This window comes from Embleya sp. NPDC025285, assembly GCF_055558835.1.
Genome location: NZ_JBVHLU010000059.1, coordinates 55244 through 69354, shown reverse-complemented (window position 1 = coordinate 69354; position 14111 = coordinate 55244). Strand labels below are relative to the sequence as shown.

The 14111-nt window shown below is 70.9% G+C and carries 7 protein-coding genes; 6 read left to right on the top strand and 1 reads right to left on the bottom strand.

Going from position 1 to position 14111, the window contains the following annotated elements:
• Window positions 1-715 precede the first annotated feature (715 nt).
• Window positions 716-994 (bottom strand): hypothetical protein, encoded by a 279-nt coding sequence (locus ACZ4FV_RS32415; protein WP_395867358.1) that lies wholly within the window; start codon window positions 992-994, stop codon window positions 716-718.
• 2386 nt (window positions 995-3380) lie between these two features.
• Between ACZ4FV_RS32415 and ACZ4FV_RS32410 the strand changes: the two genes are divergently transcribed.
• From ACZ4FV_RS32410 to ACZ4FV_RS32385, 6 genes are all read left to right on the top strand, one after another.
• Window positions 3381-4766: a hypothetical protein gene (locus ACZ4FV_RS32410; protein WP_465323918.1), complete on the top strand. Its 1386-nt coding sequence runs from the start codon at window positions 3381-3383 to the stop codon at window positions 4764-4766.
• A 259-nt stretch (window positions 4767-5025) separates the two neighbouring features.
• Complete coding sequence (locus ACZ4FV_RS32405) at window positions 5026-6507, top strand: hypothetical protein (protein ID WP_465323917.1); 1482 nt, start codon at window positions 5026-5028, stop codon at window positions 6505-6507.
• 144 nt (window positions 6508-6651) lie between these two features.
• Window positions 6652-9180 (top strand): hypothetical protein, encoded by a 2529-nt coding sequence (locus ACZ4FV_RS32400; protein ID WP_465323916.1) that lies wholly within the window; start codon window positions 6652-6654, stop codon window positions 9178-9180.
• 198 nt (window positions 9181-9378) lie between these two features.
• Window positions 9379-10401 (top strand): AAA family ATPase, encoded by a 1023-nt coding sequence (locus ACZ4FV_RS32395; RefSeq protein ID WP_402236823.1) that lies wholly within the window; start codon window positions 9379-9381, stop codon window positions 10399-10401.
• Window positions 10401-11594: a DUF58 domain-containing protein gene (locus tag ACZ4FV_RS32390; protein ID WP_402236820.1), complete on the top strand. Its 1194-nt coding sequence runs from the start codon at window positions 10401-10403 to the stop codon at window positions 11592-11594. The genes ACZ4FV_RS32395 and ACZ4FV_RS32390 overlap by 1 nt, the downstream gene beginning before the upstream one ends.
• A complete protein-coding gene (locus ACZ4FV_RS32385) occupies window positions 11591-14026 on the top strand; it encodes a transglutaminase TgpA family protein (protein WP_465323915.1) in 2436 nt (811 codons plus the stop codon). The genes ACZ4FV_RS32390 and ACZ4FV_RS32385 overlap by 4 nt, the downstream gene beginning before the upstream one ends.
• Window positions 14027-14111: the final 85 nt, after the last annotated feature.

The window sequence follows — 14111 nt, the reverse complement described above, 5'->3', positions numbered from 1 at the left end:
GGGTCGGCGCTACGTCGTCGTATGGGTGGCACTCACCGGCGGCGGGCGGCGGAACTCGGGTCGCCTTCGCTGCCCGGCGATACGGGGGGCGAATCACCGGGCCTATCGCAGTACTCGGCACGACGCCCCGGAAGACGAGGCGCAACTCGCCTTCCGGGGCGTCGCAATCGCGTACGGGCTTGGGCCGGGACGAATAGCCCTATCCCGTACGGGTGTTGGCGCTCGAAGTCGGGCGGCGATCGCCGGAGAGGGTGCGCTTCCCCCGCGCCATTGAGGGGGAACGCCCGGCCGCCGCCCGATCCGCGGCGCTCAGTTCCCTCGGCCCGCCTGGGCGGACGTCGGGTGGTGGGACCTCGACTTGTGCCCGCCGGGCACACGACGCACGCTGCGCGGTGTCCGGGCGATGCCGAGGCGGGAAGTGCCTCGGGCGTCGCCGGCGCGGCCTGGGCCGCGGGACGATACGGAGCAGTCCATCGGGTTCCCTTCGGTTCCTGAAGGATGACGAGGCTCTTTCAGGACAAGCCGGGGGTGTAGCGAACGAAGGCGCGCCCCGCGGGGTGTGGCGGTGAAGCGCTTCGATGCGACCAGCCTGCGGCATGGGAACCGGTTGGCCAAGTACGCGCAGGCTGCGGGAATGTGGGGCGCAGGACAAGCGGACCTGGCGCTTGGGGGCGGGGAGGGGGCCGGGTGCGGTGGAGGTTCGTTTGCGGCGGGATCAGAAACCCATGGCCAGTTGGGCCACTCGGCCGGCCGCTCGATCGGTCACCGGGTTCGGGACCTGACCTGCCAGCTCCCTCGGCACCGTCTTCTCCTGGCCTCGGGCAACCCGATTGACGGCGGCGACTCCCTTGGCGACAGCGAGGGTCGTCGAGGCGAGACCCGCCGTGTGTGCGTCGAGGACCTTCGCACCCACGCTCACCGCGAACTTGGTTCCGGCGGCGGCGACTTTGTAGAGCTTGCTGTTCGCGACCACGTCCGGAGAGTTACGGGTCATCCTCGCGATGGCACGCACCGCCAGATTGTGTTTCCGGGGCGGATCGACGTTGTCGCCGATCGCTTCCTTCCCCATGTCGTACTTGTGGATCGGCACTTGCGCCCTTTCATTTCGCTGCGGTGTCTTGCCCTCTTCGCGCCCGGGATGTCAGTCGCCGGGTTGTCGCACTTGACCCGTGTCCCGACTGCGGGTCGCGGTTTTCTGGGGTCCTGTGCCGTTACCGGCCCCTCCCAGACCAGGCGTGGTCCGAGCGGCTTCGGGCTTTGCGGTAACAGCCGGACCGGCAGCCCGGGCGATGCGGTTCGTGACACTCCGCACCGTCTCCGGGCTCAGCGGCTTGAGGCGGCCGGCCGTCGCCTCGGGCTTAACCGGCAAGGCCACGGAGGGTTGGGGGCGTGCGGGTTCGCCATTGCTGATGCCCACCGCGTTGGCGACCGCTGCGGGGCTGACCGGACTCAGACCGTCGAGGGCGGAGGCAGCTCTCTTCGTCTGGGCGCGTGCCGTCCTGTTCGCAGTCCTGGTCTGACGCCGCGCCTGACGCGCCTCTCGGGCCGCAACCCGGTTCGCAACCCTGGTCTGACGCCGCGCCTGACGCCGCGCCTGACGAGCCTCCCGAGCCCCCGCCCGCTCCCGACGCGGCCCCTCAGCCCGAGCATCCGCCTGCTGAGCCCGCGCCCGCAAACCAGCCCGCAACCTCGTCAAAAACCCCTGCTCAGCCGCGTTCGCCGGAGCATTCGCCCGCGCCTGACGCCGCGCCTGACGCGCCTCCCGCGCCGCAACCCTGTTCGCTGCCCTGGTCTGACGCCGCGCCTGACGCGCCTCCCGCGCCGCAACCCGGTTCGCAACCCTGGTCTGACGCCGCGCCTGACGCCGCGCCTGACGCGCCTCCCGCGCCGCAACCCTGTTCGCAGCCCTGGTCTGACGACGCGCCTGACGCGCCTCCCGAGCCGCAGCCCGGTTCGCAACCCTGGTCTGACGCCGCGCCTGACGCCGCGCCTGACGAGCCTCCCGAGCCCCCGCCCGCTCCCGACGCGGCCCCTCAGCCCGAGCATCCGCCTGCTGAGCCTGCGCCCGCAAACCAGCCCGCAACCTCGTCAAAAACCCCTGCCTCGGACCCCTGCCCCGAGCACTGGCCCTCGCCTGCCGCATGTTGCGCACGGCGTCGCGGCCCCTGAGCACTTGGTTCCGCACGCCGCGGGCACCCGCCAGGAGGCCACGGCCGGCCCAACGAAGACCCGTCCATGTACCCCGACCCACCGCACGAGTTCCCGCCCAGACGCCCCGACCCACCGCACGAGTACGCGCGAACCGACCTCGACCCGCGCCTCCGCGCTGAGTCACCAGCAGTCGCCGACCCGGCGCCAAACGCCGCGTCACACGGTTGGCCGCACCCGCTCGACCCACGGTCCTGTTGGGCGCGGTCCGCGAGGCCGGCCTCGAGTTGCGCTGCGCCGCCGCGTCCGCCCGCCGCGCCTGCCGATCTGTGAACCTCTGACGGGCAGCCCTGTAGGGCCGCACGACAACCGCTTGGTAGGCACGCCGTGCGCGGGCCGCCAAGCGGGCACGCAGCGGTTGCCGCTCCGGCGCCAAGCTGGTCAAAGGAGGCAGGCCCGCGTCCGCCCGGAGCTGATTCAAATGGGCCCGCGAAAGTGGTGGCACACCACGCAACGCCGAAGCGTCCGTACGCAGCCACGCCTCTCGGCGTGCGTCGACGCTCGCCGCCTGTTCCGGCGCGGGCGCCTCCCGCTCCGGCGCCCGTGGTCGCGGAGCGGGCTCGGCAGTCGGGGAGGTCGGTTCGACGGCAGGAGTATTGCCCGCGGTCTCCGCGCCGGCCCCCCCGTTGCCGCCGGGCAGGGGACCGGGGATGGGGATGTCCTTGGCCCGCACGTTGCGCGCGGCGAAGGACGCGCGCAAGTCACCGAAGAAGTTCCACAGGCCGACGGCCGTACGCACGATCACTCTGCGGAATGCCGAGAAGAAGCGCCGGAACCACCCGCGATCGTCTGCGGGCTCCCGAGTTAGTGGATTGAGGTTCGCCACCGGCCGAATCTCCCTCTGCCCTGACACACGGAAAACTTCACGCTAGTGATCACGGGCGCGCCACGACTAGGTCGCAACACGCGGACCGATCACAGGTATTCGCGCGATCCGTCTGTTGCGCACGACTTACCCGGTGGCGGACTTGTCGAACGCGGTCGACATCGCCGCGGAAAGTCCCGGTGCGTACAACGGGCTAGCCAACGCCTGCCCCATACTGCTAGAGCTGTTCGATGCTTCGGGGGAGACGGACGATGGGTCAGGCGGTTACATGAGTGCCGAGTCACGCAAGTCGTCGCCGAGCGGGCCTCGTGGTCGTGGAACCGCCGCTCGCGACGAGGCCCTACGAGTGTCCCTGCACGGTGCTGTCGCGCGAATCCGCCAGGCGCTGGCCGACGATCCGGTACGGACTCGCCCCGAGAGCGAACTCGATTCGCTTCGGGAACGGTTCGCCGATCACGGTGTGATCGTCGGGGCCCGGCATGGTCTGCTCGACGTGCCCACGCCCCAGGTCCTGTCGGCGTGTACCACGCCCGATTGGGCCTCCCGTTCGATCCTGCACTTCGTCGCGCTGCAAGCCGCTGTCGAGGACGAACTGCGCGGCATGTTGTCCGTCGCCGCGAACGAGGAGACATCCTCGGGCGGTCTCGTACCGACCTGGACCGCGCCCAAGCGCAGCGCCGGTGACGACTGGCTCGGCATCCCCTCGATCTGGCAGGGTCGGGTTGCCGAACCCCTGGGCGCGCTGGACGAGTTGTGGACCACGACATGCCGCGCCGTGCTGCGACGGGCGCCGGACGCCGACGCACTCCTGCGCCGGCTGGACCTGTTGTTGCCGGCCACCCGCGATCGCAACGTCGCGCCGTTGTCCGGCGGAGCCGGCGTACAGGCCTTGCGCGAACGCATCGCCGAAGGGGCGATCGCGTGGGACGATCCCGCCTCGGCACCGTCCGCCGGCACGTTGTGGGTACCGGAGGATTCCGGCGCCAACCCCTGGTTGCTGCAGGGGGCGAACGGGGTCCCGGCCGCCGGGATCACGCCCACCGTGTCGACCGCGTGGTGGTCGTGGTTGCGCGCGCTGTGGTCCCGGCTGACCGAGCGGGTATCCGCGTCGCTCGTCCCGGCGGTGACCGAGCTGCTCAGCCGGATCCTGACGCGACTGCTCGCGTTGTGGGCGGACCACGTGAGCCGTCGCGCAGCGAACTCGCCGGCACCGACGTTGCCCACCGGCGGGATCGATCTCGAAGCCCGCGGCCTCCCGTCGCTGCGCTCCGCCGTCGCGGCGGAGTCGACGGCCGCCGCCCCGCCGACGGTGCGCCCGCGTCCGGTGCGCCCGGCCGTCGATCCGCCCACGCCCGCCCGCAGGAACCCGAGTGCGGCAATACCGGCAACGGCACCGGCAGCGGCACCGCCGGCTAGGCCGAACCCGGCGACACGATCGGGCGGCACAGCGACCAAGACCAAGACCAGGCCCGCGCCGACGACGCCCCCGACTCCGGCTCCGGCCCCCGCCCAGGTCTCGACCCCCGCCCCTGCCCCCGCGGCGGCCGCGCCCCCGTCGCCCACCCGTCGGGTGTCGTCCGTACGCACCCTGTCCGGCCCCTCGACCCGCCACCTCTCGGAAACGCAACCCGCCCAGGAGCCCGACGCCGATCGCGTCGCCGCACTCGCCAGGATCGGCCTGCTTCCCGTCTCGGGCGCGATCTCGAAGGTCCGCACCACGAAGTCGGGTTAAGTCCTGGCCGACGCGTCGTCGAAGGTCCACACGCCAAGGGCCGGCCGGCTCCGGCAGGGCCTCGAAACACGATCCGGCGAAGGCCGGAATGCGCGAAAGCCATGCCTGATTCCGCGTTTTGTGACCTATCGCGTTCCGATCCGCGCCTCTAGGCTCCTGTCGCGCCGGCACGAGCCCTGACCTGTCCATGCGGCGAGTCGCGGACTCCGGAGCGGAGTCGCCCCGCCGAGCGGAACGGAAATCCGTGATTCGCCCACGCTTGCCTCTGATATCCCTGCTGATCGCCGCCGCGCTGGCGCTGAGCGGTTGCTCGGCTGCCGGGAGCGGGAGCGTTCCCCTGGTGCGCAATCCGGTCGACGAGCCGGTCAAGGCACCCAAGCTGGTGGTTCCCGCCGGCTTCGACGTGAACAACGGCTGGCAGGCCGACGTCCGCAGCCGGGCCTACGTGGTCGCCCCCAAGGTCGGCGCGCTGGTCAGCATCGACATCCGCAGCGACATCCCGTCGGCGGGCAGTGAGTCCACGACGCGAACCAAGACCGCCGTCGTCGCCCGCAGCGCCACCGACGGCAAGGTCTGGTGGTGGTCCCAGCCGGTGACCCCGCTGCAGGATCAGGAACGACCGGTCCTGTCGCTGATCACCGTTCGCGACACCGAGATGATCGTGCTGATGCGGTTGGGCACGATCCCGGAGGACGGGCTCAGCCGGGCCCGACGCGTCGTGGTGGTGGACAGCTTCGTCGCCGCCAGCAGTGGCCGGAGCGTGATTCCGCGGCAGCACCTGGTCCGGGACGTGCCCGAGGGGCTGACCGAGCTTCCGGCCCGGGTCGGGGACGGCGGGGTGTTGTTCCGCGACGACATCGACCGCCGCGACGAGGCCCCGTTCGAAAGGGGTTCGGTGTGGAATCCCGAGACGGGCGAGGTCACGCCCACCACGCCGACCGGACCGACTCCGCGTCGCTGCCTGCTGGGCAGCACCTGCGCGATGTTGTCGTATCCGATGTTGCCGACGGCGGCCGGAATGCTCAACGAGACCTGGCAGACGACCGATTCCAAGGACGAGAACGGCCTGCCGGACACGTGCCGCACCCGCAGTTCCCGAAACGAGGCATGTGGGCGCGGTTTCGAGGTCGCCGGGCGTTGGAACAGCGGATCGGTGGCGCCGCCCGGGCGCGCGCTCGGGGTGCCGGTGAGTGTCACCAAGACCGCCGTGGTGGCGGCGTGGTGGACACCCGCCGAGGAGAACCAGCCGCAGGAGGTCCTGTACGTCGTGCACGACCTGGTCACCGGGGCGGTGTTGACGCAGATCCCCTGCCACACCCCGCGCGACGACAACCCGGACGAATACCATCAGCTGCTCCCCGCCCGGCACTCCCCCGACACCCGCTACCTCGTCGTCGGCCCGCTGGCCGTGGACATGCGCGGCACGGCCGTGTGTTTCGCCCAGAACGACCGCAACAACGCGGTCGAGCTGGAAACCGTCTCCAATGCCGGCATCGCGTACGGAACGATCCAAAGCTCCGACGGCAGCGACAAGCTCAACGCCGGGCGCGCCGCGCTGAACATCACCACGAAGGGCATCGAGGCCCTGCCCGCCGGAGTTCGTCCCCCTTCGATCCTCACCTCCTCCAGTGTCGGTGTGTTCGTGACCCGCAACACCGAGGGCCGGGAGCCGGTCGACACGACCCTGACGATGTATCCGCCGCCGCCCGCCGTACCCGTCCCCACCAAGAAGAAGAGTTGAGCCGGCCGAAGCGCGATTACCACATCGGTGGCGCCGGCCCGGCCACTATCCCGATCGCGCGGAACGCATCGCGCTCGGCGGATAGTTCGCCGACGGGCCGAACGTAAAGATTGACAATCGTTCCCTGTTTCGGGAAGAGGATCCATGTCCCAACACTCCGAGCCTGCCGCGCAGCCGGGTCGAACGATCGCCGCCTCCCTGTCGATCGAGTCGACCCGCCGCCAGGTCGCCCAGGCCGTCGCCTCGATCCGACGTGGTCGCGAACGCTCGACCACCGTCGTAGCCGTGGTCGCCGTCGGCTCACTCTTCGCGACCTCGGTCGTCGTCGGAATCGGCGTGGCCGGAGCCGACGCCGACCTGGCCGACGTGGGCGCCTGGCTGCCCAGCGCGAACGGCAGCATGGTTCATGTCAACGGCCTCTCCGGCGACATCACCGGCCGAGTACGGCTGCCCGGGGCTCCCGGCTCCAACTACCAGGTGAGCGAGGACGGCGACACCGTCCTGGTGATGGACGAATCGACCGGCCAGGTCACCCGGATCGACCCCGCCCAGTTGACCGCTCCGTTGTCGGTCGACCTCGGCGACGCCGGCATGCAGTTGGTCACCGGTGGCGAGCGCGCGTGGTTGGTGGAATCCGGTACGGCGCCGGGCGCCACGACGGCCGTGGTGCGGCCGATCGATCCGGGCACCCTCGCGCCGCTGGGACCGCCGATCGCCCTCGGCGCCAAGCCGATCGGTCGCGCCCAGGCGGACGCCAAGGGCACGCTGTGGATCCCGATCCCCTCCAAGGGTGAGGTGATTCCGGTCCGCGGCGCCGTGTTGGGCACGCCGATCAAGGTGTCCGAGCCGAACAGCCCGATCACGCTCGCCCTCGTCGCGGATCGCGCGGTCATCGTCGACGCCGCAGCCGGCGCCGCGAAGATTCTCACCGACACCGGCGTGCAGACGACCATCACGCTGCCGTCCGATCTGTTCAAGGGCGGCCTCGACAAGACCGTCGTACCCGGCAAGAGCGAAGGACAGGTACTGCCCGTCCTGAGCACCGCCGACGGCACCCTCGTCCTGGTGGACATCGCGGCGGGCAAGGTGTCCGCGGTTCCGCTGGGCACCGGGGGGAATGTCCTGGGCGAACCTCAGGTCCTGGGCAAGAAGGTCTACATCGCCGACCGCACCAGCGGTTCGCTGATCGTGTACAACACCGAGCAGGCCAAGCTCGAGGAGCAGGTCAAGGTCACCGGCGTCGCCGGCGAACTGGAGACCTTCGTCCGCGACGGTCTGCTGTGGGTCAACGACGAGAAGAACGCCACCGCGGTGGTCGTCGACGGCGACGGCAAGCTGCACAAGGTGCAGAAGTACGACGAGAAGGGCGGCAACCCGGTCCCGGGTGACGAGCTGCCCCCGACGCTTCCGCCCACGACGCCGCCCGCCGACGATCAGCAGCGGCCGAACAACCCGGGCAACGCCGACGTTCCGCCGAACCCGAAGGACAACGAAGGGGACGGCGACAACGACCGCGGCAACGACGACCCGGGCCGGGACAAGCCCACGGATCGTCCGACCCAGGGCGGCGGCAACACGTCCACCCCCGATCCCGGCAACGACCCGAAGCCGCAGCCCACCACCACCATCACGGTCACCGCCCCGCCCGTCCCGACGGGCAGCTCGACGCCGACGGCCACGACGACACCGACGGCGAGCAGTACGCCGTCGGCATCCGCGTCCCCGTCGGCGTCCGCGTCCAAGAGCCCCACGGCGTCCAGCACGCCGACGAAACCCGGTGGCACCACAACGGCGAGCCCCACGCAGACGACGCCGACACCCGATCCCCCGAAGCAGACGGCTCCCACAACGCTTAAGGCAACATCCGGCGCGGGCTTCATCACCGTCACGTTCGCCAAGTCCAGTGGAGCGACACCCCAGAGCTACCGCATCGACGGTCTCAAGGACGGCATGAAGGCCGAGCCCACTTCCTTGGGCCCCAAGGCCACATCGTCGTTCAAGGTCACCGGGGGCCAGTGCAAGACGGAATACAGCTTCACCGTGACTGCGGTCTTCGCCGACGGCGTGGAGAAGACGTCGAAGCCCTCTACGGCGGTGCGTCCCTGCACACTCCCGGCCGCGCCCAAGGGCCTCACCGCGAAGCCCGCCGCGGGCGGCCACGGCGGCACGTTCACGTGGACCGACGTCGCCGGCCTCACGTACTCGATCGACTTCCAGGACAAGACCACGAAGTCCACCACCGCCAAGTTCGCGGTGAGCAACCTCAAGAACAGCAAGACATACCCGATCACCATCACCGCGACCAACGAGGCCGGCACCAGCCCCAAGGCCACGGGGAGCCTGAACCTGACCCCGCCGAAGCGCACCTACAAGGTCGGCCCGAACATCGACAACAACGTCACGATCGGCATCCGCTCGGGTCCCTCCGTCGCCGGCACCGTGCGCAACGGCTACATCGCGGCCGACTACACCGGCAACATCACCGTGATCTGCCAGGTCAAGGGCGAGCACCAGGTCCGCCAGGGAACCAACGTGACCGGTTCGATCTGGGACAAGGTCGAGTACAGCGGACCGGGCGACCCCGGCAACGGCTGGACCAGCGACCTCTACATCCGCACGCCCAACTCCAACAGCGGCACATTCTCGTCATCGGAGTTGTGGCAGTGCGAGTGATCGCGACCGGGCAGCCCGCCTGACGCGACAAGCATTCCCCGGTGGTGCGCCCCCTTTCCCGATCGGGGCGCACCACCGAGTCACCCCAGCCCGTCCGCGACCACACACCCGTCAAGACGCGGCAAGCCCTCCCGCCTTCCCCGACCGTCCACGGCACGGAGTGACGGTGGGCGATCGACCTGGAGCGCCGTGAACACGATGCCATCGACGACGAACGACGATCGTCAGAACTCCCTGCCGTTCCATGCCCCCGACGCGCTGGCGTTGTTCGGCGAGTGCTTCAGCGCCCTCGCCGACAACATCGAGCGGGTCGTCGTCGGCAAGCGGGAGCAGATCGAACTGGCGCTGACCTGCCTGTTCGCCGAGGGTCATCTGCTGGTCGAGGACGTGCCCGGAACCGGCAAGACCACCCTCGCCCGCGCGCTCGCGGCCTCGCTCGACGCCGCGTGGCAGCGCGTGCAGTTCACCCCCGACCTGTTGCCGTCCGACATCACCGGCGTGTCGATGTTCCGCCAGACGACCAACACGTTCGAGTTCCTGCCCGGACCGATCTTCGCGAACATCGTGATCGGCGACGAGATCAACCGGGCCTCGCCGAAGACCCAGTCGGCGCTCCTTGAGGTGATGGAGGAGGCCCGGGTCACCGTGGACGGCGTGGCGCACCCGGTACCCCGCCCGTTCATGGTGATCGCCACCCAGAACCCGGTGGACATGTCCGGCACCTATCCGCTGCCCGAAGCGCAGTTGGACCGCTTCCTGATGCGGATGTCCCTGGGCTATCCGGACCTGCGCTCGGAGGTGGCGGTCGCGGCCGGGGCGAACGGCGCCCCCTCGATCGAGACGCTCCCCACCATCGCGACGGCGCAACACATCCAGGAGTTCGTCCAGATCACCCGCAGCCGGGTCAAGGCGGTCGAATCGGTTGTCGAGTACGCCGTGCGGATCGGCCACGCGACCCGCGAGTCGACACACACCCGACTGGGCGCCGGGCCGCGCGGCAGCGTGTCGTTGATCCGGGCCGCCCGGGTCCGGGCCGCGGCGCAGCGCCGCGCGCACATCCTGCCCGAGGACATCAAGGCGCTCGCCGGACCGGTCCTGACGCACCGTCTGCTGCTCACCCCCGAAGCGGAGTTGAGCGGCGTCACCGCCGCCGACGTGCTCACCGAGGTGCTCTCCCAGGTCAGCGTCCCGAGCGCGACGGCACTGAAGGCGAACGCTTGATGCTCTCCTCCAGCGGGCGCGGTGTGCTCGTCTTCGGCCTGGTCCTGTGCGGGCTCGGCTGGGGGTTGGGGTATCGCGAGGGCGTGGTCCTGGGGGTCGCGTGCCTGGTCTCCGTGACCGTCGCCGTGACCTGGACCCTGCGCCGCTCCTCCGTGGCCGCGAAACGCGAAGTGGTGCCCGCGAAGGTCGCCCGCGGCGACATCGCCCAGGGCCGGGTCACCCTGGTGAACACCGGGCGGCGGGCGCTGCGCGGACTGCGGGCCGAGGACCACGTGGCGGGCCTGATGGTTCCTCCCGTCGACCTGCCGCCCGTTGCCGCCGGTGCCGAGATCCGGGCCCGGTACACGCTGCCCACCCACCGCCGCGGCCGGGTGGAGATCGGCCCGATGCACCTCGTGCGCAGCGATCCGCTGGGGCTGACCCGACGTTCGCGTCGGCACGGCGAGTTGGAGACCCTGCTCGTGCGACCGCGCACGATCGCGCTCCAGTCGCTGCCGGCCGGCCGCACTCACCACCTCGAGGGCCCGAACTCCGATACTGCGGACGACGGGACGCTCACCTTCCATTCGCTGCGCGAGTACGTCATGGGTGACGACCTGCGTCGGGTGCACTGGCGTTCCACCGCGCGCACCGGAACGATGATGGTCCGCAAGCTGATCGACGTGAGCCTGCCGCAGACCACGCTGGTCCTGGACACCAACCTCGCCGCGTTCGCCGAGGGGGTGAACGCCGACGAGCGCGACGAGGCGTTCGAGGTCGCCGTCGACGTCACGGCGTCGGTGGCGCTGGCCGCCGCGAGCAACAACTTCCCGCTGAAGGTGGTGACCGGGCGCGGGGCGTTGCCCGCTCCGCTGGGCGATCACCGCAGTGCCGAGCACTGGCTCGACCTGCTCGCCGAGGTCTCGGCACACGAGGACCACTCGTTGTCGGACGCCTTCGACGTGGTCGAACGTACCCGGGCCGGCGACACGTTGATCGTGGTCACCGGCAGCACCGACACCCCCGGGTTGCCGCGGATGGACCGGGTCCAGGGCCGGTTCGATCGTGCGTTGCTGATTCGCGTCGCCCCACCCTCGACCACCGACCCCGGCCGGCGCTCGACCGCCCGGCCGACCGCGATGCACGTGTCGCAGATCCGGGTGTCCAGCCTGGAGGAGATGGCCGTGGCGTGGCGCAAGGAGATTTCCCGGTGAGCACCACTCTCGACGATCGCCCGGTGGAGTCCGAGCCCACCGGCGATTCCCGGCCGGGCGGAGCGGCGTCCGCGCCGCCCGCGCGCCCGAATCACCCACGTGGTCGGCTCGATCGGCCGGATGCCGACCATCGCTCCCTGTGGTCGCTGATTCCCGTGACGCTCGCCGCGTTGTCGGTGGGCTGGGCGTTCGGCCGCACCTTCGAGACGCGCGACCTGGTGCCGGTGATCCTCCCGTCCGCGATCGTGCCGGTGTTGTTGTCGGTCGCCTGCTCGCGACCGGTGCGGTCCCCCGCGCCGTCGGGCACCGCCGCCTGGACCGGGGCGGCCCGACGCGGGCCGGCCGTACGGCCGTTGTGGCCGTCGTTGATCATCACCGTGGTGTGCTGGTCGCTGGTGTTGTCCGCGACGCTTTTCCGGGACCGGGCCGCGGGTGGTTTCCTGCCGAGCATCGGGCTGATCCGGGAGATCTGGTCGGCGCTGTTGGACGCGCCGCACGCGGTGTTGAGTGTGGTGGCGCCGGTGCCCGGTGATGCCGAGATGCTCGTGCTGCCCGCGACGTGTGTGTGGCTTGCCGCCCTCGGCGGCGCCGAGTTGGCACTGCGTACCCGCACGGTCGTCGCACCCGCGGTGCCCTCGGTGTTGTTGTTCGCGGTACCGGCCGTGCTGGGGACGGGTGGGCCGGGAAGCAATGTCGCGGCGTCGGTGGCGTTGGCGGGCTCCGTCGGCCTGTTGCTCGTCGCGCGGCGTCCGGGACGCGGATCGGGGCTGCGCAACCTGTCGATCGGCCTGCCGTTGGTGGTGGCCTCGTCGGTGTTCGCGGGCGCGATCGGTCCCGCGCTGCCCGGGGCGACCGCACGCGAGGCGCCGGACCTGCACACGCTCGTCGAACCGCCGACCGATGTGCGCCTGGGCGGGGCCAGCCCGTTGGATCGCATCTCCGCGTGGTTGCAGACCCCCGAACGTCCACTGTTCACCGTCTCCGGCCCGGCCCCCGCGGAACGCAACTGGCGGCTGGCGGTGTTCGACTCCTACAACGGGGTGCGCTGGGCTCCGGCCGACGACCTGCGCACCACGACCGGGCGCGTTCCCGACCGTGAGGACACCTCCGTGGTGTCCAAGACGGCCGAGTCGCATCTGGTGACCATCAAGGAACTCGGCGGGATCTGGCTGCCCGCGGCGGACCGACCGCGCGAGATCCGTCCCCCTGCCGGACTCGAGATCTCGGTGGAGCAGCACAGCGGCACGGTGGCCGCGCACCGGCGGCTGCCTGCGGGGACCCGCTACGAGGTCGACTCGCGCGTCCCGGTCCTGGATCCCAACCGCCTGCAGTTCCTGCCGGTCGGTACGGATCCCGCCTTCATCACCATGCCGGACAAGGACGTCACGGGCGAGCCGTTCGAGGCGCTGCCGGTGTTTCGGCGACTCGCCGAGGAGGCGACCACCGGCGCCAGCTTCCCCTACCAGCAGGCGCTGCGGCTCGCGTCGTGGTTGCGCACCAACTACCGATACGACATCACGGCCACGCCGGGACACTCGTACCGCAACCTCCAGTTCTTCCTCGAGTCGGGCAAGATCGGCACCTCGGAGCAGTTCGCGACCGCGTTCGCGGTGATGGCGCGCACGCTGAACCTCCCGAGCCGGGTGGTGGTCGGCTTCTCCTCGGGGACCGACATCGGCGGCGGGGTGCGCGAGGTGCGGGCCGGGGACGTGGTCGCGTGGCCCGAGATCGAGTTCGCCGGCGCCGGATGGGTGCCCTTCTTCCCCACCCCGGGACGCCAGAACGAACCGGGTGACCGGAACAAGGCGCCCGGCCAGGACGTGGCCCAGCCGGGCACGGTGGCCTCGCCGCCGCCTCCGCAGCTCACCCGCGACCAGGTCGACGCGGGCATCGAGGGCACCGATCGCAGCGGTGTGGCGCCGGACCCCCACGACGGCGAGGACAAGGACTCCGGTATTCCGTGGTGGCTGGTGGCCGCGGTCATCGCCGCCGCCGTACTGCTGGGCTACGCGGTGCTGGTCTTCATCGCGCCGCGCGTGGAGCGGCGACGACGTCGCGGCGGCACGCCGAACGAACGGGTGTTGGGCGCCTGGCAGTTGATCGGCGCGGCGCTCACCCGAGCCGGTCTGCCGGCCGGGAGCGCGGCCACGGCGCAGGAGGTCGCGGTGTACGGCGGCGCGCTGCTGCCCGCCGAGGTCGGGGCACGGCTGCCCGCGTTGGCGGACCTGGTCAACGACTGCGCGTACGGCGAACGGGTCGCCACGCAGCAGGAAGCCGACGACGCGTGGAGTCTGTGCGCCGCCCTGGAAGGGGTGTTGCGCCGCGAGTCGTCCACGACGTCACGCCGGCAGCGCGTGCTCGCGCGCTGGCGGCCGCGCAGGGTCATCGGGGTATTCGGGTTGTCGAAGGGACGGCGGGAGTGGGGGCAATGAGCAGCGGGGGAGCTTCGGGGATTCGAGCCGGCACGAGAGCGAGACTGGCGCGGCTCACCGCGGTCGTCGCCGCTGGCGCCTCCCT